This window comes from Phenylobacterium sp. (assembly GCF_041691455.1).
GTDB lineage: Bacteria > Pseudomonadota > Alphaproteobacteria > Caulobacterales > Caulobacteraceae > Phenylobacterium.
This window is the reverse complement of record NZ_JBEPUO010000028.1, coordinates 18,617-41,246: the sequence shown is the minus strand read 5'-3', so window position 1 is coordinate 41,246 and position 22,630 is coordinate 18,617. Positions and strand designations below refer to the sequence as shown.

The following is a 22,630-nucleotide window of genomic DNA, read 5'->3' as shown; positions in this document are numbered from 1 at the left end:
ACTCACGACCATTCGATTAAAAGTCGAATGCTCTACCACTGAGCTACCGGCCCACTTTCGCGAGGGCTTTGGAGGGCCTGGCGAAGCGGCGCGGACCTTAGGCGCCGGACCTCAGCGGCGCAAGGGCGCGCGCCTCCTTAACGCCACAGCAATGTGGGCTAGACTTGCCGCCGATGCGACACGCCGCCCTCCCCGCGCTCCTGACCGCCGCCCTCGCCCTCGGCGCCTGCACAACGACGCGTTCGGACGGATCGCCGAAGGTGGAGACCACCAATGAGGCCAACCGCGGGAGCTTCAAGGGGGCCGCCGAATCGCCCCTGCGCGACCTCAATGTCCTGCGCACCAAGATCCCCAGTGTGCTGCTGCAGGCGGTGGCCGATCCCTACGAGCGGCCGACGGTCAAGGGCTGCGCGCAGCTCAATATCCTGCTCAAGCCGCTGAACGACGCCCTGGGCGCCGACCTCGATGCGCCCGAGCCTGACCAGGACGACCTGATGGGCCGGGGCAAGGAGACGGCGTTCGGCTTCATGGCCGGCGCGGCGTCCGACGTGATCCCCTTCCGGGGCTGGATCCGCAAGCTGACCGGGGCGGAGCGGCACGACCGCCTGGTGCAGCAGGCGATCACCGCCGGCGCCGTGCGCCGCGCCTATCTGAAGGGTCTCGGCGAAGCCAAGGGCTGCGATCCCCCGGCGACGCCCTCGCACCAACTGGCCGGCGCCCCGGTGGTCGATCAGTCCATGAAGCCGAAGTACCCGATCCGCTGAGCCGGCGGCGGGTCGGGGCGAAGCTCCCGCTGGTAGAGGCCCTGACGCCGCATCCGGTCGCTCAGCGCCTGCGCCTTGGCGAGGTCCGGATAGATCGTCGGGAGCATCGCGGCGCTGCGCTGGCCGGCCCGGAAGTCGGCGATGAGGGCGAGCGTGGTGTCATGGGCGCTGACCGCATAGGCCGCCATCAGCCCCTGGTGGACGAGCATCAGGGCCGCCGCGCCCACCACGAGGCCCTCCATCGGCCGGGGCCGCCGTTCCCAGGCCCGCCGCAGGTAGGGCAGCGCCAGGATCCACAAGCCCACCTGCAAGGGAATCAGGAAGACCGCGTAGCGCATCGGCACGAAGTCCGCGGCGGTCGCGCCCGTGCGCGCCACGCCGGCCATCACCGCGGTGGTGAGGGAAAAGAGGATCAGGCCGAGCGCCGTCCGTTCGGGCCAGGCCGCGTCCCGTCCGCCCTTGCCGATCAGCGCGGCCAGCGACAGGCCCAGCACCATCACGCCCACCAGCCAGCCCAACCCCGGGATGCCGCGCACCCAGGGCAGGCCCAGGTAGTTGACGAAGAGCGCGACCGCTTCGGCGAGGCGCGTCAGGCCGCCTGCCGTCATCGGGCTGGCCGGCGCAGCCTGGCCCAGCAGATAGATCAGGCTGAAGGCGATGCCCGTGATCACGACGGCGACGGCCCAGCGCCGATCGCCGGCCCGCCAAGCGACGAGCAGGAGCGCCGGCCAGACGGCCAACCCCGCCGCGCTGCCGAGGCCCGCCGCCACGGCGCAGATCAGCACACCCCCTCGCCGGAGCGGCGCGCGCTCGCCCGGCGCGGTCGCCAGGACGATCGCTGCGACGGCGAAGACCAGGGCGTGGAGATAGGTGGTGTTGATGTCGGCGCTGGCGTCCAGGACATGGCAACCCATCGCACTCAAGGCCACTGCGCCGCCGGCTCCGATCAGCCTGAGGCCCCGCCCCGCCGCCGCCCCGGCGGCGCAGGCCAGCAGGGCCGCCGTCCCGGCCAGGCAGAGCACGCCCATCGCCAGGAACAGGTAGCTGCTGGCCCCAAAAGCCCGAGTGTCGAGGTCGAGGATCGCGAAGGTCCAGACCAGGTGATGGAAATTGTGCGGCGCCCAGAGATAGCGCCCGAGGTCGCCGTCCGCGCGGAAGCGCTCATGGCGCGCGATCCAGTCGAACATGTCGGAATAGGGTTCGAGGATCGAGGTGCGCCAGACGAGCCAGGCCGCGATGGCGAGATAGAGGCCGAGCGCCGCGGCGAAGATCCACCGGGCCGGCGCCGCGAGGCCAGGCTCGCGCGCGGCGCTCAACGGCTGGCCTGGCGAGCGGCGAACGCCTTGCGGAACGCGTCCAGCCGGCCCTCGGCGATCGCCGAGCGCAGGGCGTCCATCAGCTGCTGGAAGAAGGCCAGGTTGTGCCAGGAGAGCAGCACCTGGCCGAGGATCTCCTCGGACTTCACCAGGTGGTGCAGATAGGCCTTGGAATAGTCGCGGCTGGCCGGGCACGCGCTGGTGGCGTCCATCGGCGTGTCATCGTCGGCGAAGCGGGCGTTTTTGAGGTTGACCGAACCCTCCCAGGTCCAGGCCTGGCCATGACGCCCCGACCGCGTCGGCAGGACGCAATCAAACATATCCACGCCGCGCGCGACGGCCTCGACGATGTCGATCGGCTTGCCGACCCCCATCAGGTAGCGCGGCCGCTCCGGAGGCAGCATCGCCGGCGCATACTCCAGCACCTCGACCATCCCCTCGTGCCCCTCGCCCACCGCCAGGCCGCCGATCGCATAGCCGTCGAAGCCGATGTCGGTCAGGCGGTTTGCGCTCTCGCCGCGGAGCGCCTCCGACATGCCGCCCTGCTGGATCCCGAACAGGGCCTGGGTGTCGCGCGTCCCGAAGGCAGCCTTCGACCGCTCGCCCCAGCGCGCCGAACGGCGCGTGGCCTCGGCGGCTCGATCTTCCGTGGTCGGCAGCGACACCAATTCGTCGAGTTGCATGACGATGTCGGAGCCCAGCAGGTCGGCCTGGATCTCTATGGAGCGCTCGGGGGTCATCACATGCTTCGAGCCGTCGATATGGCTCTGGAAGGTCACCGCCTCTTCCGTGACCTTGGAGATTTTCGACAGCGACATCACCTGGAAGCCGCCGGAGTCCGTCAGGATCGGCTTCTCCCAGCGCATGAACCGATGCAGGCCGCCGAGCCGCGCCACCCGCTCGGCCGTGGGCCGCAGCATCAGGTGGTAGGTGTTGCCCAGGATGATGTCCGCGCCGGTCGCGGCGACCTGGTCGACAGTCAGCGCCTTCACCGTGCCGGCGGTGCCGACCGGCATGAAGGCGGGAGTCCGGATCTCACCCCGTGGGGTCGCGAGAACCCCGGTCCTGGCCTTGCCATCGGTCGCCGCGATACTGAACGGAAAGGCCGCCATCAGGCCGCCCGCCAGAGCAGGCTCGCGTCGCCGTAGGAATAGAACCGGTAGCCGTCGGCGATCGCGTGCTCATAGGCCGCGCGCATCGCCTCGAGGCCGGCGAAAGCCGACACCAGCATGAACAGGGTCGATTTCGGCAGATGGAAGTTAGTCATCAGCCCGTCGGCCGCCCGGAAGCGATAGCCGGGCGTGATGAAGATCGCCGTCTCGCCCTCGAAGGCGCCGATCGCGCCGTCCTCGCCCGTGGCGGACTCCAGCAGCCGAAGCGAGGTGGTCCCGACGCAGACGATCCGGCCGCCACGCGCCCGCGCCGCGTTCAGCCGCGCCGCCGTGGCCGCATCCACCTCGCCCCACTCCGGATGCATCCGATGCTCGGCCAGCGTTTCGGTCTTCACCGGCAGGAAGGTGCCCGCGCCCACGTGCAGGGTGACGAAAGCGGTCTCGACGCCCGCCTCGGCCAGCCGCGCGAAAAGCTCCGGCGTGAAATGCAGGCCGGCAGTCGGCGCCGCCACCGAGCCGTCCTCTTCGGCGTAGACCGTCTGATAGTCTCGCCGGTCCTGTTCGTCCTCGGCGCGCTTGGCGGCGATATATGGCGGCAACGGCATGGCTCCCCGCTCGGCTATGGCCGCGTCGAGGTCAGGGCCGGAGAGGTCGAAGCTCAGCATCACCTCGCCGCCCTCGCCCTTGCCGATCACCGTGGCGTCCAGCGCGCCCAGGAAGCAGGCCCGGTCGGAGGCCTCGCCGAACACCACCCGGTCACCCTCGGCCAGCCGCTTGCCGGGGCGCATGAAGGCGGTCCACCGGTGGCCGGCGAGCCGGCGGTGCAGCGTCGCCTCCACAGCCACCTGGCTCTCGCCGCGATGGCGAACGCCCTTCAGCCGCGCGGGGATGACGCGGGTGTCGTTCAGCACCAGCACGTCGCCGGCGCGCAGCTCGCCCGGCAGGTCGCTCACCGCCAGGTCGCGCAGCGGCGCGCCCGGCGCGACCACCAGCAGGCGCGCGGAATCCCGAGGCTTTGCGGGCCTTAGCGCGATGCGGTCCTCGGGAAGGTCGAAATCGAAGTCGGCGAGCTGCATGGAAGGCGGGTGAAGGCCATGCGCGGCCTTTCCCGTCAAGTCGCGGGCCGTGCTAGGCAGTCGGCGAATGTCCTCGTCGCGACTCGTGCTCACCGCCCTCCTCGGGCCGCCGTTCCTGGTAGGCGCGAGCCTGTGCGCCCTCGCCGCGGCCCTGGCCCAGCTGGGACGCTGGAACCCGACGTGGGACCTCTTCACCCACTTCGCGGTCGTCTATCTCGCGGTTGGCGTCATCACGGCCCTGATGGCGTTCATCTTCGCCGGACGGCTGCGCGCCGCCGTCGCCGTGGCGGGCCTCGCCTGCATCTTCGCGGCCGGACTGCTGATGGCGCCGGAATATCTGCGGTCCACGGGGCCCAGGGCGGCGGCGGGCGCGGGGCCCGCGTTCCGCGTGATCCAGTTCAACGCCTGGAGCGGCCGCAACGGCGAGGGGCGCCTTCTCGCCTGGTTGAAGGTCGAAAAGCCCGACGTCCTGGTGGTCGAAGAAGCTAATTCCCGAGTGCTCAACGCGCTCTCCAGCGCCGGCTGGTGGTCGGTGGCGGGCCGCTCCGGCGTCATGCTGTTCACGCCCCGCCGTCCGCTGGCGGCGATCATTCCGGAGGACAATCCGACGGGGCCGATGGAGCTGAACGGCGTCGTCGTCGCCTCGGCGGCCGGTCCCGTGACCGTGCTCGGGGTGCACGCGCCCTGGCCGTCGCATCCGACGCTCAAGCGCGACCACGACCTGCTGTTGCCGATCGTCCGCAGCTATCCGGCCGCGACCACCATCCTGGCCGGCGATTTCAACTCCACGCCCTGGTCGTTCGCCCGCCAGCGGGATGACCGCGACCTCGGCCTGATCCGGCGCACGCGGGCGGTGTTCACCTGGCCCATCGCCGCCTATCGGCGCCCCCTCATCCCAGTGCTGCCCATCGACCACGTCTACGCCGGCTCGGGCTGGGCGACAGTGAAGGTGGAGCGCGGGCCGTACCTCGGTTCGGATCACTTTCCGGTAGCGGTCACCCTAGCGCCGATCGCGCGGCCCTGAGCGCGGCGTCCAGGGCCTTGCGTTGCGCCGCGTGGCGCGACGTCAGGGCCTCGGCCCGCCGGTCGAGCGCGGCGCGTTCGCGATCCAACGCCGCCAGGGCTCGGCCGTGCTCGGCGTCGAGCGCCGCCAGCCTGGCCTCGAGGTCGGAAACCTTCCCGAGCTGGGCCTTCGTGGGTCCCTTGGGCCTGGCGGCCTTCGCGGGCTTCAGGTCCGCCAGCGCGCCTCGCGTTCCCGCGGGCCGGCGCAGCACCTCGCCGGGCCGCGCGGTGGCCGCCTTCACCAGCGCGGGATCGTCGGTCTCGTGCGCCGCGCCCTCCTTGAAGACGTCCTGCCGCACGCCCCAGGCCGCCAGCGCCTTGGCCCGCGAGCTCACCGCCACGACGTAGTCGGTGAGCCCGTCGGAGGTGACGAAGACTTTCAGGCGGGCGGCCATCGCGGCGCCCGTCAGGCGTCCGCGGCGACCTTCATGGAGATGATCTCGCCCGGATCGCGCGGCGGCTCGCCCTTCGGCAGGGCGTCGATGTGCTCCATGCCGTCCGTCACCTCGCCCCAGACCGTATACTGATTGTCCAGGAAGCGGGCGTCGTCGAAGCAGATGAAGAACTGGCTGTTGGCCGAGTTGGGGTTCGCGGTCCGGGCCATCGAGCAGACCCCGCGCACGTGCGGCTCCTTGGAGAATTCCGCCGGCAGGTTCGGCTTCTTCGACCCGCCTGAGCCGGTGCCCGTCGGGTCGCCGCCCTGGGCCATGAAGCCCGGGATGACGCGGTGGAAGACGACGCCGTCATAAAAGCCCTCGCGGGCCAGCTCCTTGATCCGCTCCACATGCTGTGGCGCGAGGTCGGGGCGGAGCTTGATGGTCACGGGTCCGGTGGCCAGCTCCAGGATCAGGGTGTTCTCGTCGTCCATCATTGCACCTCGGCAGGAATGTTTATGTCGCAGGCGGAAAGGGCCGGGCCCTTGGCCGCGCGCAGGCGTTCGATTTCGGCCTTGAACCAGGGCCCCTTCGGATCGATCACCCGGACCTTCGGGCGATCCTTCTCCGCCAAATCGGCGAGCAGGCGAACCCGTTCCATGCGGTCCTGCGGATCGGCGACCGGTTCGCCCACCTTGATCGCCCGGACCACGTCCTGGCCGCTGATCACCCGGCCCCAGGCGGTGTATTTGCGCTCAAGCGACGGGAAGGGTCCGCGCATCAGGAAGAACTGGCTGTTGCCGGAGTCCGGATTGTCATCCCGCGCCATGCCGGCGACGCCCGGGCAATAGAGGCCCCAGGCGTTGACCTTCTGGTCCTTGGTGAGCGCCCCCAGGGCCATCGACTGGCTCATCACGGGCAGCGACTTGACGAAGCCGATCTCGGCCACCGACTGGTCGGCCGCCAGCACGAAGGGGGTCTCGGGGCCGCGGCGGAACATGAATTCGGCCGGCACATTGGGCTTGGACGAGCCACCCTGGCCGTTGTTCTGCGGGTCGCCGGTCTGGTCCATGAAGTCCTCGATCACCCGGAAGAAGCGCAGGCCGTCGAAGAAATTCTCATGCGCCAGCTCGCGCATCCGCGCGACGTGCTGCGGCGCGGCTTCCGGGACCATCTCCACCAGGATGCGGCCCTTGTTGGTGTCGATGACCAAGACGTCGTTGGGGTCGGGGGCCCGCCAGTCGGCCGGGCCGGGCGCGCTCGGCGCGGCGGGTTTGGCGGCGGCGGCCACGGGCGGCTTCTTCGGCGCGGCGGCGGCAGCGGCGGTGACGGCGACGGCCGCGACACAGGCGGCAAGCAGGACGGTTCTCATGGGGATCACTCGTAATGGCCCGGCGCGCGCGGCGCCAGCGGCGGAATCAATGACGGCCGGCCTTGGCCAGCAAGCGGTCCTTGACGCTGGGACTGACGAACTTGGTGACGTCGCCGCCCAGAACCGCGATCTCCTTCACCAGCTTCGAGGCGATCGCCTGGTGGCGCGGGTCGGCCATCAGGAAGACGGTCTCGATCTCGCGGTCGAGCTGCTGGTTCATGGCGGTCATCTGGAATTCGAATTCGAAGTCGGCGACGGCGCGCAGACCGCGGACGATGATGCCGGCTCCGACCTCGCGGGCGAAGTGCATGGTCAGGCCCTCGAACGGCTGGACCAGGATCTCGGCGCGGCTGCGTAGGGGGGCCACCGCTTCCTCGACGATCGCCACCCGCTCCTCCAGCGTGAACATCGGCCCCTTGCCGGTGTTGATGGCGACGCCCAGGACCAGCTTGTCCACCAGTTTCACGGCGCGGCCGATGATGTCGGTGTGGCCGTTGTGGATCGGGTCGAAGGTGCCCGGATAGAGCCCGACACGGATCATGCGGCTAGGTCCCCCAACAACCGGTCTTTCGCCTTTCGCCGCCGCGCGCGGCTATGGCAAGCTCAAAGTTGCGGCGGAGGGTGCGGGGACAGTCTTGGCGGGATCGCGGAAGACACCGCCAGTCTGGGTTCCCGAAGGGGTTAGACGGAGCGCCGTGTGCGAACCGGGGCTGGTGGCGGAGCTGTTCGCCCCCGAGGATGCGCGGCGTCGGCCGGCGATGATGGCGCTCGGCGGATCGGAGGGCGGCCTGCAAGGCGCTCGGATCTTGGCCGCCGCCCTGGCCATGGCCGGCTTCCCGACCCTGGCCGTCGCCTATTTCAACGAGGTCGGCCTTCCCGACGCCCTGGAGGCGATCCCGCTGGAGACCTTCGGCCGCGCCCTGGCCTGGCTGGCGGCGCAGGACAGCGTCGATGCGGACCGCATTGGCGTCGTCGGGGCATCCAAGGGCGCAGAGGCGGCCCTGCAGTTCGCCAGCCGCTGGCCGCAAATCAAGGCGGTGGTGGTCGGCGCGGCGACCCATGTCGGCTGGCAGGGCATCAATCGCCGCAGCTGGGCCAGGGTGTCGTCCTGGACCCACCAAGGCCGCGAGCTTCCGTTCGTCGCCTACCGCGGCATGCCCAACCCCTTCGCCTCGCTCGGCGCCTTCTACGCCAAGAGCCTGGCGGCGGCCGACAACACCGAGGCCGCCACGATTCCCGTCGAGGCGATCGGCGGCCCCGTCCTGCTGGTTTCCGGGGGCCGCGACAGCATGTGGGACGCTTCGCAGATGTCGCGCGCTGTGACCGGCCGGCTCGACGCCAGGGGCTTTACGCATCGGGTCGTGCATCTGGACTATCCCGACGCCGGGCACCTGGCCTTCGGCGCGCCGATCCCGCTGGGCCACCCGGCGCGTCGGATGCTGGGCCGCTTCGGCGGGTCGGTGAGCACCAACGCCGCGGCCCGCGAAGACAGTTGGCCGCGTATCGTCGCGTTCCTGAAGGAGGTCCTCGGCGCCTAGGCCTCGGGGGCGTCGTCGATGTCCGGCTCGTCCGAACCCGGCGCGTCGTCGTCGCCCTCGACGGCGTCCACGTCCTCATCCTGGCCGGTGTCGGCCAGGCGCTCGACGGAGACCACATGCTCGTCCGGCGCCGTGCGGAAGATCGTGACTCCGGAGGTGTTGCGGCCGACCATGCGGACCTGGCTGACCGGCGTCCGGATCAGCTGGCCCTGATCGGTGACCAGCAGGATCTCGTCGAACTCGTCCACGGGGAAGGAGGCCGCGAGCTTACCGCCCTTCTTGGTGAGGTCCTGGGCGAGCAGCCCCTGGCCGCCCCGGCCGGTGCGGCGGAATTCATAGGCCGAAGTGCGCTTGCCGAAGCCCTCGGTGGAGACCGTCAGGATGATCTCCTCGGCCGCCTCCAGGGTGGCGATCCGCTCGACCGACAGCGCCTCGATGCCCTCGCCGGCCTCGACGTCCTCGTCCTCGACGGCCGGCGACTCGTCGCCTTCGACGGCCTCGCCGCGCGCCTTGCGCATGGCGTTGGCGTGCTTGACGTAGGCCGTCCGCTCGTCGGGCGTCGCGGCGATCGACCGAAGGATGGCCATGGAGATCACCTGGTCGCTCTCGGCCAGGCGGATTCCCCGTACACCGGTCGAATCGCGGCCGGCGAAGACGCGGACCTCTTCGGTCGCAAAGCGGATGCAGCGGCCAAGCGCGGTGGTCAGCAGGATGTCGTTGACGCCGGCGTTGCAGGTGCCGACGCCGATGATGCTGTCGCCCTCGTCGAGCTTCATGGCGATCTTGCCGTTGCGGCGCACGTCGACGAAGTCGGAGAGCTTGTTTCGCCTCACCCCGCCCGAGCGGGTGGCGAACATCACGTCGTACTGCTCCCAGGTCGCCTCGTCCTCGGGCAGCGGCAGGATCGAGGTGATGCTCTCGCCGGGCTCGATGGGCAGGATGTTGACCCAAGCCTTGCCGCGCGAGGTCGGCGTGCCGATCGGCAGGCGCCAGACCTTCAGCTTGTAGACCTTGCCGCCGGAGGAGAAGAACAGCATCGGGGTGTGGGTATTGGCCGAGAACACCCGGGTGACCGCATCCTCGTCCTTGGTCGACATGCCCGAGCGGCCTTTGCCGCCGCGGTGCTGGGTGCGGTAGATCGACAGCGGGGTGCGCTTCACATAGCCGCCGTGGGTCACGGTGATGACCATGTCGTCGCGGGCGATCAGGTCCTCGTCCTCGACGTCGGCGTCGCCTTCGACGATCTCCGTGCGGCGCGGGACGGCGTAGGCCTCGCGGACCTCCATCAGCTCGGCGCGCACAATGGCCATGATCGCGTCCCGTGACGCCAGCAGCTCCAGGTAGCCCTGGATGGCGTCCGCCAGCGTCTGGGCCTCGCCGAAGATCTCGTCGCGGCCCAGGCCGGTCAGGCGCGAGAGCGTCAGCGCCAGGATCGCGCGGGCCTGTTCGTCCGACAGGCGGATCTTGTTCCCGTCGATCACCAGGGTGCGCGGATCGGCGATCAGCTCGACCAGAGGCAGCATGTCGCCCGCCGGCCAATCCTTGGCGATTAGCCGCTCGCGGGCCTCGGCCGGGTCCTTGGACGAGCGGATGATGTGGATGAACTCGTCGATATTGGCGACGGCGATCGCCAGGCCGACCAGCACGTGGCCCCGGTCGCGGGCCTTGGACAGCTCGAACTTGGTGCGCCGTTCGACCACCTCTTCGCGGAAATCCACGAAGGCGGTGACCATGTCGCGCAGGCCCATCTGCTCGGGCCGCCCGCGGTTCAGCGCCAGCATGTTCACGCCGAACGACGACTGCAGGGGGGTGTAGCGGTAGAGCTGGTTCAGGATCACTTCGGCGCTGGCGTCGCGCTTCATCTCGATGACGATGCGCATGCCCTGCCGGTCGCTCTCATCGCGCAGGTCGGAGATGCCCTCGACCCGCTTCTCGCGCACCAGCTCGGCGATGCGCTCCACCAGCCCGGCCTTGTTCAGCTGGTAGGGGATCGAGTGGATGATGATCGCTTCGCGTTCCTTGCGGATCTCCTCGATGGTCGCCACGCCGCGCATGATCACCGAGCCGCGGCCGGTCATCAGGGCGTTGCGCGCGCCGGTCCGGCCGATGATCTGGCCCCCGGTCGGGAAGTCGGGGCCGGGCACGATGTCCAGCAGCGCCTCGAGCGTGACCTCCGGATCGTCGATATAGGCCAGGCACGCGTCGACCACTTCGCCGAGGTTGTGCGGCGGGATGTTGGTGGCCATGCCGACGGCGATGCCGCCCGCGCCGTTGACCAGCAGGTTTGGCACCCGGCTCGGCAGCACCACCGGCTCATGCTCGGAGCCGTCGTAGTTGTCCTTGAAGTCGACGGTGTCCTTGTCGAGGTCGGCCAGGATCGACATGGCCGCCTTGGTCAGGCGGCACTCGGTGTAGCGCATGGCGGCCGGCGGATCGTTGTCCACCGAGCCGAAATTGCCCTGCCCGTCGATGAGCAGCAGGCCCATGGAGAACGGCTGCGCCATCCGGACCAGTGTGTCGTAGATCGCGAGGTCCCCGTGCGGATGGTACTTGCCCATCACGTCGCCGACCACGCGCGCGGATTTCACGTAAGAGCGGTCGGGGGTATGCCCCTGCTCGCTCATCGAGAACAGGATGCGCCGGTGAACGGGCTTCAGGCCATCGCGCACGTCCGGCAGCGCCCGGCTCACGATCACGCTCATGGCGTAATCGAGGTAGGAGCGCTTCAGCTCGTCTTCGATCGCGATAGGGGCGATGCCCCCATGCCGGTCGGCTGGAGGCGTGGTGTTTTCGTCGGTCAAGGCGGGGATTTAGCCGTTAGAATCGGACTGCTTATGTGGGGGTCATGAATAGCATTCGGAAGCCCGCAAAGCCAACTTTCGCGAGCGCGTACGCGCGCACGTGCGAGGCAAGCGCGGCCGGGCCTTGGAGACAGGCGGTGACCTGCGGCCGGTGGCGTCCTAAGAAGCAGCTTCGATAAGGACCCCAGTCTCTATGCCGCTTATGCCCGGCGAGCCCGCGCCCTGGTTCAAGGCGCCCACGCCCTCCAGTCCGGAGTTCGTCTTCGACACGGCGGCCGGCCGTTATGTACTGATGGTCTTCCTGCCGAAGGACGACGAGCCCGCGGCAGCCGAAGCCCTGCGCACGCTCTCGGCGAACCAGGCGCAGTTCGACGACCAGCGGATGAGCGCCTTCGTGGTGACCCGCGACCCGACGACAGCGGCGACGGCGAAAGACATGCGCGGCCTGCGCTGGTTCCTCGACCTCGACGGCGCGGTGAGCCGGCTCTATGGCGCGCTTGCCCCCGACGGGACGGAAAGCCCGATGTGGCTGCTGCTCGACCCGACGTTGCGGGCCATGGGGCGGGTGCAGCTCGCCAGCGCCACGACGATCTTCGACTTCCTGCGGCGGCTGCAGGCGCCGGAGATGCATGCGGGCGTCCCGCTGCACGCCCCTGTGCTGATCGCCCCGCGCATCTTCGAGCCCGAACTCTGTGAGCGGCTCATCGCCCTGCACAAGGCCGATGGCGGGCGGTTCACCGGCGTGATGCGCGACGCGGGCGACCGCACCGTCGCGGTAATGGACGAGCTCAAGAAGCGCCGGGACATACTGGTCACGGATGAAGACCTGCAGGCTGTCCTGCGCGACCGGCTCGAGCGGCGTCTCTTCCCGCTCATCGCCCGCGGCCTCGGCTTCGACGTGACCCGCATCGAGCGCTATGTGGTCAGCTGCTACGACGCCGCGGACGGAGCGGTCTTTCACGCGCACCGGGATTCCACGACGCTCGGCACGGCGCACCGCAAATTCGCCTGCTCGATCAACCTGAACGACAGCTTCGAAGGCGGCGACCTGCGCTTTCCGGAATTCGGCCCGCGGACCTACCGCCCGCCGCCGGGCGGGGCGGTGGTGTTCTCCTGCGCCCTGCTGCACGAGGCGACCCGCGTCACCGCCGGTCAGCGCTACGCCTTCCTGCCCTTCTTCTACGACGAGGCGGGCGCTGAGGTGCTTGCGGCCTATGAACAACGGGTCGGCGCGCTTACGGAGCCCGCCGCCTGATGGACGCAAGCCTCGCCACCGAGCCTTGGGCGCCGCCGTTCGCGCCCGGCGATCCTGCGCCCTGGTTCTCCACGCCCTCGCCGAGCAACCCCAACTTCCATTTCAACACCACGGCCGGGCGCTACCTGCTGCTGGGCTTCCTGCCCCCGTCCGGCCCGGGCCGCGAGGCCGCCTTCGCCGCCCTCGAAGCCAGCCGCGCCCATTTCGACGATGCGAACCTGGCCGCCTTCGTGGTGATCCGCGACGCGGAGTCCATCGCCAAGGCGCGCAACTGGTCGGTTGGCCTGCGCTGGCTCTTCGACGCAGACGGCGAAGTCAGCCGACTCTACGGCGCCCTCGACCCAGCCGGCCGGGAGACGCCCTTCTGGCTGCTGCTGGACCCGATGCTGCGGGTCCTGTGCGCCTTCCCCATCGCCGAGGGCGCGGCCCTGTTGAGCGCGATCGAGCGCCTGGCGCCCCTGGACGCCCACGCCGGCGTGGAGCTCAACGCCCCGGTGCTGATCGCCCCGCGCATCTTTGAGCCGGACCTCTGCGAGCGGCTCATCGCCCTCTACGAGGCCGACGGTGGCGCGCCGTCAGGCGTCATGCGCGACGTCGATGGCCGCACGGTGGGCGTGCTGGACGACTTCAAGCGCCGCCGGGACTTCACCATCTCCGATCCGGCGCTGAAGCAGGAGCTGCTGATGCGGATTCGCCGCCGGCTGATCCCGGAGGTGACCAAGGTCTTCCAGTTCCGCGCGACCCGGATCGAGCGCTACATCGTGGCCTGCTACGACGCCGCCGATGGCGGCTACTTCCGGCCGCACCGGGACAACGAGAGCCTTGGCACCGCGCATCGCAAGTTCGCCTGTTCGATCAACCTCAACGCCGAGGGGTTCGAAGGCGGCGACTTGCGGTTCCCGGAGTTCGGCCGCCGCACCTATCGCCCACCGACCGGCGGCGCGGTGGTCTTCGCCTGCGGCCTGCAGCACGAGGCGACGCCGGTCACCCGGGGACGCCGCTACGCCTTCCTGCCGTTCCTCTACGACGAGGCCGGACAGCAGGTTCGCGAGGCCAACCAGGCCGCCCTGGCCCCGCCCGGAACGCCGCCGGCGGGCGAGGATCCGGTCCCCTGAGATTGGCCCTTGAGATTGACCCATCCCGCCCCCAACTCCGCCGCAATCCCATGCGCTGATGTGAGACGATGAGACGATTGACCCCCAGGCTCGCCGCCCCGCTGCTCGCAGCGCCCTTCGCCCTGACACTGGCGCTCGCCGGCCCCGCCGCGGCCCAGAGCGCCATCAGTCCGGGCTATTGGGAGACCATCAGCAAGGTCACCTCGCCCTTCCCCACCCAGAAGACCGAGCGGCGCTGCATCAAGCCCGCCGACGTCGCCAAGTTCATGGAAGGCAAGATCAACCACATCTACACCTGCACCTATCCCACCAAGGAGGTTGGGGGCGGCAAGATCAAGCTGCAGGGCACGTGCGCCACCCGCGACGGCCCGGCGATCCCGATCTCGGGTCAGGGAACCTTCAGCAGCGACACCATGCATATCGAGGCGCGCATCGTGCCGCAGATCGGCGGCCTGTCGGTGCCGGTCCGCGCCAGCACCGACGCCAAGCGCCTGGGCGACAACTGCCCGGCCGATCCGGCGGGCTGATCCCGCCGGCCGGTTCCGGAGACCCCGTCTAGAACGGGATTTCGTCGTCCAGGTCGGCGGAGAAATCCTCGCGCGGCGCGGCGGTTTGCGCGCGCGGGCCGGACGAGAAGCCGCCGTTGTAGCCGCCGGTGTCGCCCTCGCCCGCGTTCTCGCCGCGGCCGTCCAGCATGGTCAGCTCGCCGCGGAATTTCTGCAGCACGATCTCGGTCGAATATTTCTCGGCGCCGGCCTGATCGGTCCACTTGCGCGTCTGGATCGCGCCCTCGACATAGACCTTCGCGCCCTTGCGCAGGTACTGCTCGCAGACCTTCACGATGTTCTCGTTGAAGACCACGACCCGGTGCCATTCGGTCTTTTCCTTGCGCTCGCCCGAGCTACGGTCCCGCCAGGATTCCGAAGTCGCGATCCTGAGGTTCGCCACCCGATCGCCGGAGGTGAGCGAGCGGATTTCGGGGTCGGCCCCGAGATTGCCCACCAGAATGACCTTGTTGACGCTGCCCGCCATGTCGATGTCCTAAGCTTCCGTGGTTGCGGGCTGTCAGCCCCATTCTTCGTCAAATCCGGGCCTCCCGGCCCGCGGGCACGCTAGCGGGCCATTGACAGTTGAGCAAGGACTTTGTTCCCGTTCCGTTCACATTCCAAGGGAACCGTCCACAGGCATTCGCTGCGGCCGATCACGCCGACCTACTGCGATGGCCCCTGAGGCATCGCGCCCGGGATCGCCAGCCGCCCGTCGCCCGTGCGCACCAGGGCCACGTAGCGCGGACCTTCGAGGCTGGTCGAGGTCAGCACGCCTTCCTGCTGCAGAAACAGGAAGTTGGCCTGATAGGCGCCGTAGATGTCCTGCTGCGTACCGCCCATGCGCAGGAACTTCAGCCGCATGGCCTCCAGGTTCGCCGCGCAAGTCTCCAGGTTCGGGGCGGCGACCAGCTTGTTGTACTTCAGCTTGCCGCCCTTCTGCGGGACCACGTGGTAGCAGATGCCGGCGTCGCCCGGCGGCTCGGTGCGCTGGCTGCAGGCGGACAGGGCGGCCGAGGCGGCGACGGCGGCGATCAGGGCGAGGCGATGCATACGCCGAATCCTACACAAGCCCGCCGGGATGCGCGAGCGTCAGCCCGCCGGCGACCCACTGCAGCCGGGCTGGTCGATGAGGGTGCGGAAACTGTGGTTGTCGGTGGAGATCTCCACGCGCCCCGCCACCAGGCGCAGCGTCTGCTCGCGCCAGCGGCCGTAGGCGGCCTCCCCTGCCCGTTCGCAGCGTCCGGAAAACAGGGTCTGGGCGCAGGCGCCGAGCGCCATCTCGGCCGGGAGCTTGCGCCATTGGCCCTCGGCGTAGCGCCAGCAGGCGCCGGGAGACCCGCTGACGACCTGCGGCAGGGCCACGGGGGCCGGCGCGGCTTCGGCCGGCGCTTCGTCCGCGCTCCTGGCCTGGGGCGGCGGCAGGGGCGTCAACACGGCGCCGGCGGGATCGGCGGCGGCGAGCGCGCCGGTCGGGTCGACGCCGACGTCCAGCGCGTCGGTCGAGACGCCGTTGCGCTTGGCGCACTCGGCCAGCGTCAGCTCACCCACCGGCTGGCCGGCCACGAAACAGCGCAACGGCTTGGTGGGGTCCATGCGCCCGTCGGCGACATCGGCGGAATCGATCACCAGCCCGGCCTGGGAGGCCGGCGACGGCGGGGTCGCTTCGCCGCGATGTCCGCCGACCAGGGCCCAGGCGATCGCGAGGCCAGCCAGCAGCGCCACGACGGCGCCGGCCAACACCAGCACGATCCTGCGGTCCTTGAGGAAGTCCATGACCCTGGCTAGACCCCGTCCGCGCCCGATTCAAGGCGCCGGGACAGCGGAGGTCAGGCGGAGGTTCCGCCGGTCAGGCGCGCGAGGCCGGCCTGCAGATTGGCGATCTGGGCGGTCAGGTAGGCCGGCACGGGGTTGGAAGCGCTGCCATTGTTCACCGCCGTGCTGGCCGCGGTCTTGGGCGAGGCCGCAGTCACCAGGCCCTGGTAGGCCGAACGGACGATCCCCATGGCCGCCGAGACCTGCGCCAGGGCGTGGCTGATCTGCGAAGCGTCATTGAGGTTCAGGGTGCTGGAGAGGCCCAGGCCATAGAGCTGGCTCTTGCCATCGGCGGGCACGTTGGCGCCGGCGTTGTTCGCCATGGTGGTGCGCACGACGCCTTCCGGAATCCCGAGGATCGCGAGCGCGTTCTTGTCGGCCGTCCCGGCGCCGATCTCGATCGTCATACGCGGGTTGGCCGGGGTGATGTGCAGCGCCTGGTGGCCGTCCAGCGAGGTCCCCACGGTCACCGTTGCCTCGAAGCCGGACGCGCGCTGGATCTTGGTGGCGAGCGTCTTCAGCGTCTCGCCGGGATCGATGGTGACGGTCCGCGCGATGCTGCTGTCGCCGGGCTTGACCGTGAACTGGTCGCCGGGGCGCAGCGAACTCTGCGCCATCAGTTGTTGGGAGTCGGAGAGGTCCAACGTCCCGCTGGGCAGGCCAAGGCGGTCGAGCACGCTGGCGCCGGTCGGATCGAAGGCGATCGTCGACGGGGCGGCCATGTTGTCCTTGCCGGTGAAGCGCTGCGACCAGTCGATCGAGCCCGTGGCCACGTTGAGCTTGGCGAGGAAGCCGTCCTTGGTTCCCACCGCCGGCTGGCCCGGCAGGTCCGTGCCGGCGCTGCCGGCGATCCAGACCTGGCCGTTGGCCACGGCGAGCGAGGTCGCCGTGTCGTTGCCCGTGCCGCCGTAGTAGGCGATGGCGTCGCTGGGGCTGCTCGATAGGTCCGAGGAGACCGTCGCAGCGAAAGCGTCTGTGCCGCCGGACGCCGCGCGCGTCACCGTGCCGGCGGAGAGCGCGCCGTTGGCCGTCGTGCCCGCGATCACCAGCTGGCTTCCGTTCAGCGCCAGGCCGGCGATGCTGCCGCCCTGGAGGTCGCCCAGGTCGCGGGTCGAGGACAGCACCGGCGTGCCCGAGGACACGTCATAGCGGCGGAGGACCGCGTGGCCGTCCTCGTTGCTGGCGACCACCACCGAGGTCCCGTCGACCACCATGCCGGCGGGCTTGTCCTGCCCGGTCGTGCCGAACGTCTGGGCGGAGGTCGTCGTCGGCTTGCCCGTTGCGCTGGTCTTGATGGCCTCGATGTAGCCGTCGTAGCCGCCGATGGGCGTCGAGGTTCCGGGCATCTGGCCCTGCGCGCGGCCGGTCACATAGACCGTGCCGTCGGCGCCGAACGCCGCCTGGTCGGCCTCGTCGTTGAGCCGCGACCCGCGCCGTTCTGTCCACACCTCGTCGCCATTCGTGTCGTAGAGCGTGACGAAGCTGTCGGTGTTGCTGGAGAAGGACCCCGTCGCCCCCGAGTTCAGCGCGCCCTCGACGTCGCCGGTGAGCGCGCCGGTGACCGATCCCGTCACGGCGACCTTGCCGTCGGCGGAGACCGCCAGCCCAAGGCCCGTCGCCGAATCGGCGGCGCCGAGCGTGCGCGTGTACTGCAGCTGGCCGGTTGAATCGTATTTCATCAACGCGACGTCCTGGGTCCCCTGGAGCGCCTGGCCGTCGGTCGTGCCGGTGACGTCGGCGAGCATATAGACCGAACCGTCCGGCCCCACCTGGGTCGCATGGACGGTCTTCACTTCCGGCCCGAGCGTGATGGCGGAGGTCCGGCCCGGGACGAAGTTCGCCTGGCCGGGAATCTGCGGCGGGGCGTCGACGTTCGTGGTGTCGGTCTGGAACTTCAGCAACTGCTGCGAGGTGTCGGCGTCGCTGGTCGTGGGATCCTTGTCGGGATTGGGGTCGCCCTGGGTCTGGGTGAGATAGACCGCGCCGGCCGTCGAAGGCGCGCTGAAGTTCACGGTCTCACCGGTGCCGACGGTCACCTTGAGCGCGTACTGGTCGGGCGTGTTGGTCGGCAGGGTGACGGTCTTGCCGCCCACGGTGATCGTCTTCGGCACGCCGGCCGTGCGCTGGGTGCCGAACTTCGTTTCCACGCCGGCCGCCGCCAGTTGCTGGTTCACATAGCCGACGACATTGGCCAGGGTGCGAGGCTGCGCGCCCATGCCGTTGAGGTCGATCGGGACGTTATGAGTTATCCCGATCCGCTTGATCGATATGTTGAATTGTACGTTCCCCTCATAGGCGGGGACGGAGGTGGCCGCCGAGGACGCCACGGTGGGCGTGACATAGGTGGTCGCCGCCTTCGCCACCTGTAGCTTGGTGGCCGCGATGCTCGATAGCGTGCCGTCTGCAAGCCGCAGATTTTCGAAGTCGCTGGTGTCGACGAAGCTCGAGATCTCCTTGAGCCCGCTCGCGAACGTCTTCTGGAGTTGCGCTTGGTCGAGCGCCGAATTTCCCTTGGCGGAGGCCCGCTGGGCGATGTCCAGCAGGGTGTTGAGGCCCTGATAGAGCGCGAACAGCTTCTTGTAGTCGGCGCTGGCGCCGGGCAGGTCGAGCTTGGCGGCGGTCACATCAACCAGCGGGTGGCCGGCCAGCGCGCTCTGCACGGCGGCGCTCGCCTGGCTGACGGTCTCGGGGGCGCTGTTCCAGGGGGCGGTCGGCGCGACCGGCCGGGCCGGAAGGTTGGAGCCCGCAGATCCGGCCGGCGCAGGCGTCAGCAGGCTGGAAAGATCCATGCTGATAACGCCGTGGCTGTCGGTGTTCGAAGAATTGAACAGCCCCAGCACATAGCTCTGATCAATCTGCATGGCACGCCTTCGACGGACACGGCTCCGCATCCCCAGCTTGCGCCGAATAGCGCTTAGACTTCGTTAAGAACCGCGTGACGGTGAAGAAATAATCTTCTGAAAACACTCAAGAAAAAACCCGGGCGCCGAAGCGGCCCGGGTCGTTCCTTACGCCCCAACGGAAAGGGTTTATTTGAACAGCTGCAGGATCACCTGCGGCGCCTGGTTGGCGATCGACAGCGCCTGGGTGCCGAGTTGCTGCTGGACCTGAAGGGCCTGCAGGCGCGCGCTCTCCTTGGCGAGGTCGGCGTCGACCAGATTGCCTACCCCGGCCGTCAACTGGTCGGTGAGCTGGCCGACGAATGACGCGTGATTGCTGATTTCCTTGCTCTGCGAGCCGAGGTTGCCCAGCGCCTGGTTGGTGCTGCTGATCGAGGTGGTCAACTGAGCGAGCACGGCGGTCGCCAGGGTGATGGTGCTGAGCGAGGCGGTCGAGGGCACGCTGATGATGCTGCCGCCGAGCGAGAGGTTCTGGCTCGACAGGGTGATGAAGCTGTTGGCCTGGGCGTTGGCGATGAACTTGATCTGCGAGACGCTGCCGTCGAGCATGTTCGCGCCGTCGAAGTTGGCGTTCTGCACGACCTGGCTGATCTGACGCAGGATCGACTTGAAGTCGGAGTCGAGCGCGGTGCGCGAGGCGGTGTCGATGGACGGGTCCATCGCGGCGACCACCTTCTCTTTCATCTGTACAAGAAGGTCCGAGATCGTCGCGCCGGCCGTGGAGGCCACGTCGGCGATCGATGTCGCCCGGTCCAGGCTCATTTTCACAGCGCCCAGCGATCCGATGTCGGCCCTCTGCCCCTGGGCGATGGCCCAGACCGAAGCGTTGTCCTTGGCGCTGTTGATCGCCAACCCGGTGCTGATGCGATTCTGGACCTCGCTGAGGTCTGCACTCGTCTTGTTCAGGTTCTGAAGCGCAATGAGGGCGGCCTCGTTGGTATGTACGCTCAGCGCCATAGAACCAATCTCCTTGTCGCCTGCCTGCTGTCCGCGGTCGGACGAGTCGCTGGGCGAGCTCGGAGGTGAAGCTATGGATTCGTGGTGAGCAGAAGGTTAACGCAGAACGCGTTTTGCCGCCGCCGGCGCGCCGGGGCGGAACAATCGGTTCAAACCGTCCCTAACCAAGGGGCGGGATCAGGCCTTCGCGCGGACGATGTCCCCGGCTTCGTAGTCGAGCGCCTCGCGCAGCCTCAGGAGTTGGTCCCTGGGGAGCTGCTGGAGCACCTTGCCGGTGCGGCGATCGACGGTTTTGTAGACGTAAGAGCCGGCGGCTTTGTCCTCTTCGATGACCAATCGCATGTCCACCGGATCCGGGCCTTGAGCGACGTTCTCCGCGGGGTTCCCGGTGTCGGGACGCGACGCGGCGGGCTTTTGGCCGAGTGTGGGATCGGGGGTGGCTGCGACCGTCGCAACCTTGCTGTCCATCTCTGCTGTCGTGAGCGCCTGGGGCGCCTACGCTCCAATTGAGGAAAGAGCGGACGGTGGGAGGGCGAACCCTCCCACCGCCGCGGTCGGCCTAGCGGAAGAGGCCGAGAAGGATCGACGACGACTGGTTGGCGATCGAGAGCGCCTGGATCCCCAGTTGCTGCTTCGTCTGCAGCGCTTGGAGATTCGCGCTTTCCTTCGCCAGATCGGCGTCCACCAGGTTGCCGATACCGGCATCGATGGTGTTCTGCAGGTTCTGGATGAAGGTCAGGTGCGAGGCCAGGGCCTTGGAGCCCGTACCCAGCTTGCCCATCGCGCTCGAGACGCTCGTGATCGCGGTGTTGACGGTCGCGATCATGGCGGTGGCCGAAGTCACCGTGTTGATCGTGGCGCCAGTACCGAGAGACGCGGTCAGGACCGTGCCGCCGAGCGACAGGTCTTGAGACGAGACCGTGATCACCGAGGTGGCGTCAGCGTTGGCCAGAGCCTGCACCGTGGTGCCGCCCGACTTCAGCATGTTGCCGCCGTTGAACACCGCGTTGTTCACGACCTTGTTGATCTGGTCGCGCAGCGACGTGAACTCGTCGTTCAGAGCCGCACGGCTGTTCGTGTCCAGGGTCGTGTCGGAAGCGGCGAGCGCCTTTTCCTTCATCTGGTTCAGCAGGTCAGCCACCGAGGTGCCGGCCGACAACGCAACGTCCACGGTCGACTGACCGCGTTGCAGCGAAGAGACGACCGAATTCAGCGAGCTGGAGGTCGCGCGTTGGTTTTGGGCGATGGCCCAGACCGCGGCGTTGTCCTTCGCCGAAGCCACCTTCAGACCGGTGTTGATCCGGTTTTCAGTGGTCGACAGCGACATCTGCGTCGAGTTGAGGTTTTGCAGCGCGACCATCGCGCCGACATTGGTGTTGACTGAAAAGCTCATGGAACTTCGTCCTTTTCTCAGGTCTTCGGCCGTCGTTTTGACAACCGTGAGCGTTTTGCTCGGTCCTGTAAGAAGCAAGGTTCGAGCCATTTCGGCGACGAATGGCGGCGCTTTAAGCTATTGATTTTATATCGTTATAGGTCTGTTATCCACGTTCAGACCCGGCAATTCCTGCCCACCCGCCGTAGCGCCCGGCAATTCTTGCCGCCCAGCCCGGCAGAAAACGCCCAGACGCGGGAAAACCGCCGCTTGAGGAAACCCCAGGCGCCGGGCCTTGTGCGATCGTCTCGGGATATTTGGCGGTCAGGCGGCGGCGGTCTGGGCGCTGACCGCGCCAGGGGAGAGCCCCTGCATGATCATCCGATTGACCTCGATCAGAGGTTCAATCTCTTCGCTACGGCGGATCACCGCGCTGGTGTGGCGTCCGACCCAGATGGATAGGGAAATGATCGAGGCGCGCAGCGGCGCCGGCAGGCCGTTCGCGGGATTGGCGCAGTCGTCGCTGAGCACCGTCCAGATACGACGGTTCCAGTCCAGCGCATCGATGCGGGAGCCGAGGTCGCTGGGATCGGCCTTGGCCGCCTCCATGAGCGCCATCGTCACCTGCGCAAACAGGCGGTATTCGGTCTGGCGCGGGCTCTCAGCCCGCGTCGCCGCCTGGTGGTACGCTTGAAGGGACATGCCCTAACCTCTCGCCTTCGTAGTCCATAAGCTTCCGGCACCGCATCAGAGCCTTGTAATATTCCCGCTCCATGCAGTTTTTCGAGATCTCGATGCACTCGGTAAGCACCGCCGGATTGCCGATGACATTCATGAATTCAGTCAGCCGCCGGACAAATTCGTCGTAGTAGCGATCGGCCCCCGCCTCATCGAGGTACATCATCATCACCGGGAAGTAGATGCGCCGCGCCGGCGTCGTCACTTCCTCTTCCTGCATGATGTCCTTCTCACGCAGGACGGAGGCTTTGTTCTGCAACACCAGCACGCCCCGGCGGTCGCCATTCTGGACGACGGCGCCGTTGAGAACGAACTTCTCACCGGGCTTCAGCGACAATTTGAGCGGCAACCCCGCCTCCCGATCTCAGTGCGTACGAACCGGCATCGCGATTCGAATGACCCATTGTCGCCTTCTGACAGGCCCGACGCACGACAGAGTTAAGCCGGTCGGGGTTAACGTCGCCTTGCTGGCGGAGCAGAGGGCGTTTGCGCCGCGGCAAAGGGGGGATTCGCCGGCG

23 protein-coding genes are annotated in these 22,630 nt (G+C 68.6%); 6 read left to right on the top strand and 17 right to left on the bottom strand.

The window, feature by feature from the left end; translation table 11 throughout:
• Positions 1–173: 173 nt before the first annotated feature.
• The gene (locus ACESMY_RS20135) at positions 174–764 is read left to right on the top strand and encodes a hypothetical protein (protein WP_372786405.1); all 591 of its coding nucleotides are present in this window, start codon (positions 174–176) and stop codon (positions 762–764) included.
• Here ACESMY_RS20135 and ACESMY_RS20130 read toward each other — a convergent pair.
• The 3 genes from ACESMY_RS20130 to queA are packed head-to-tail and all read right to left on the bottom strand — an operon-like array spanning position 731 to position 4,268.
• Positions 731–2,080 (bottom strand): hypothetical protein, encoded by a 1,350-nt coding sequence (locus ACESMY_RS20130; protein WP_372786404.1) that lies wholly within the window; start codon positions 2,078–2,080, stop codon positions 731–733. The genes ACESMY_RS20135 and ACESMY_RS20130 overlap by 34 nt on opposite strands.
• Entirely contained in the window at positions 2,077–3,192 is a 1,116-nt protein-coding gene (gene tgt / locus ACESMY_RS20125; RefSeq protein ID WP_372786403.1) for a tRNA guanosine(34) transglycosylase Tgt, read from the bottom strand. Before tgt ends, ACESMY_RS20130 begins: the two co-directional genes overlap by 4 nt.
• Positions 3,192–4,268: a tRNA preQ1(34) S-adenosylmethionine ribosyltransferase-isomerase QueA gene (gene queA / locus ACESMY_RS20120; protein ID WP_372786402.1), complete on the bottom strand. Its 1,077-nt coding sequence runs from the start codon at positions 4,266–4,268 to the stop codon at positions 3,192–3,194. The genes tgt and queA overlap by 1 nt, the downstream gene beginning before the upstream one ends.
• A gap of 67 nt (positions 4,269–4,335) precedes the next feature.
• On the opposite strand from queA, the gene ACESMY_RS20115 reads away from it, so the two are divergent.
• Positions 4,336–5,292 (top strand): endonuclease/exonuclease/phosphatase family protein, encoded by a 957-nt coding sequence (locus tag ACESMY_RS20115; RefSeq protein WP_372786401.1) that lies wholly within the window; start codon positions 4,336–4,338, stop codon positions 5,290–5,292.
• Here the strand turns inward: ACESMY_RS20115 and ACESMY_RS20110 are convergent.
• Genes ACESMY_RS20110 through coaD form a run of 4 tightly spaced genes read right to left on the bottom strand, consistent with a single transcriptional unit; the run spans position 5,264 to position 7,614 of the window.
• On the bottom strand, positions 5,264–5,725 hold the full coding sequence (locus tag ACESMY_RS20110) for a hypothetical protein (protein WP_372786400.1): 462 nt from the start codon (positions 5,723–5,725) through the stop codon (positions 5,264–5,266). The genes ACESMY_RS20115 and ACESMY_RS20110 overlap by 29 nt on opposite strands.
• 11 nt (positions 5,726–5,736) lie before the next feature.
• Positions 5,737–6,201 (bottom strand): peptidylprolyl isomerase, encoded by a 465-nt coding sequence (locus ACESMY_RS20105; protein WP_372786399.1) that lies wholly within the window; start codon positions 6,199–6,201, stop codon positions 5,737–5,739.
• Entirely contained in the window at positions 6,198–7,076 is an 879-nt protein-coding gene (locus ACESMY_RS20100; RefSeq protein ID WP_372786398.1) for a peptidylprolyl isomerase, read from the bottom strand. The genes ACESMY_RS20105 and ACESMY_RS20100 overlap by 4 nt, the downstream gene beginning before the upstream one ends.
• A gap of 46 nt (positions 7,077–7,122) precedes the next feature.
• Entirely contained in the window at positions 7,123–7,614 is a 492-nt protein-coding gene (gene coaD, locus ACESMY_RS20095; protein ID WP_372786408.1) for a pantetheine-phosphate adenylyltransferase, read from the bottom strand.
• Positions 7,615–7,771: 157 nt separating this feature from the next.
• Between coaD and ACESMY_RS20090 the strand changes: the two genes are divergently transcribed.
• A complete protein-coding gene (locus ACESMY_RS20090; RefSeq protein ID WP_372786397.1) occupies positions 7,772–8,614 on the top strand; it encodes an acyl-CoA thioester hydrolase/BAAT C-terminal domain-containing protein in 843 nt (280 codons plus the stop codon).
• Here ACESMY_RS20090 and gyrA read toward each other — a convergent pair.
• Entirely contained in the window at positions 8,611–11,415 is a 2,805-nt protein-coding gene (gyrA, locus tag ACESMY_RS20085) for a DNA gyrase subunit A (protein ID WP_372786396.1), read from the bottom strand. The genes ACESMY_RS20090 and gyrA overlap by 4 nt on opposite strands.
• Positions 11,416–11,608: 193 nt before the next feature.
• Between gyrA and ACESMY_RS20080 the strand changes: the two genes are divergently transcribed.
• The 3 genes from ACESMY_RS20080 to ACESMY_RS20070 all read left to right on the top strand — a co-directional run bounded on the left by ACESMY_RS20080 (position 11,609) and on the right by ACESMY_RS20070 (position 14,312).
• Positions 11,609–12,670 (top strand): 2OG-Fe(II) oxygenase, encoded by a 1,062-nt coding sequence (locus ACESMY_RS20080; protein WP_372786395.1) that lies wholly within the window; start codon positions 11,609–11,611, stop codon positions 12,668–12,670.
• Positions 12,670–13,785 carry a 2OG-Fe(II) oxygenase gene (locus ACESMY_RS20075; protein ID WP_372786394.1) on the top strand — a complete coding sequence of 372 codons (1,116 nt, stop codon included), beginning with the start codon at positions 12,670–12,672 and terminating at the stop codon, positions 13,783–13,785. The genes ACESMY_RS20080 and ACESMY_RS20075 overlap by 1 nt, the downstream gene beginning before the upstream one ends.
• Positions 13,786–13,853: 68 nt before the next feature.
• Entirely contained in the window at positions 13,854–14,312 is a 459-nt protein-coding gene (locus tag ACESMY_RS20070) for a DUF3617 domain-containing protein (RefSeq protein ID WP_372786393.1), read from the top strand.
• Between the two features lie 28 nt (positions 14,313–14,340).
• Here ACESMY_RS20070 and ssb read toward each other — a convergent pair whose 3' ends face one another.
• From ssb to flbT, 9 genes are all read right to left on the bottom strand, one after another.
• Positions 14,341–14,817 (bottom strand): single-stranded DNA-binding protein, encoded by a 477-nt coding sequence (gene ssb, locus ACESMY_RS20065; RefSeq protein WP_372786392.1) that lies wholly within the window; start codon positions 14,815–14,817, stop codon positions 14,341–14,343.
• A 179-nt stretch (positions 14,818–14,996) separates the two neighbouring features.
• Entirely contained in the window at positions 14,997–15,383 is a 387-nt protein-coding gene (locus tag ACESMY_RS20060; protein ID WP_372786391.1) for a hypothetical protein, read from the bottom strand.
• Between the two features lie 39 nt (positions 15,384–15,422).
• Positions 15,423–16,106, bottom strand: a complete 684-nt coding sequence (locus ACESMY_RS20055) for a hypothetical protein (protein WP_372786390.1) — start codon at positions 16,104–16,106, stop codon at positions 15,423–15,425.
• Positions 16,107–16,159: 53 nt separating this feature from the next.
• Positions 16,160–19,006, bottom strand: coding sequence for a hypothetical protein (locus tag ACESMY_RS20050; RefSeq protein WP_372786389.1), 2,847 nt, complete (start codon positions 19,004–19,006; stop codon positions 16,160–16,162).
• Positions 19,007–19,174: 168 nt separating this feature from the next.
• Positions 19,175–20,002 (bottom strand): flagellin, encoded by an 828-nt coding sequence (locus ACESMY_RS20045; protein ID WP_372786388.1) that lies wholly within the window; start codon positions 20,000–20,002, stop codon positions 19,175–19,177.
• Between the two features lie 177 nt (positions 20,003–20,179).
• Positions 20,180–20,470, bottom strand: coding sequence for a flagellar protein FlaG (locus tag ACESMY_RS20040; RefSeq protein ID WP_372786387.1), 291 nt, complete (start codon positions 20,468–20,470; stop codon positions 20,180–20,182).
• A gap of 91 nt (positions 20,471–20,561) precedes the next feature.
• Positions 20,562–21,395 carry a flagellin gene (locus tag ACESMY_RS20035; protein ID WP_372786386.1) on the bottom strand — a complete coding sequence of 278 codons (834 nt, stop codon included), beginning with the start codon at positions 21,393–21,395 and terminating at the stop codon, positions 20,562–20,564.
• Between the two features lie 303 nt (positions 21,396–21,698).
• On the bottom strand, positions 21,699–22,076 hold the full coding sequence (gene flaF, locus ACESMY_RS20030) for a flagellar biosynthesis regulator FlaF (protein ID WP_372786385.1): 378 nt from the start codon (positions 22,074–22,076) through the stop codon (positions 21,699–21,701).
• Complete coding sequence (flbT, locus tag ACESMY_RS20025; RefSeq protein WP_372786384.1) at positions 22,036–22,461, bottom strand: flagellar biosynthesis repressor FlbT; 426 nt, start codon at positions 22,459–22,461, stop codon at positions 22,036–22,038. Before flbT ends, flaF begins: the two co-directional genes overlap by 41 nt.
• Positions 22,462–22,630: the final 169 nt, after the last annotated feature.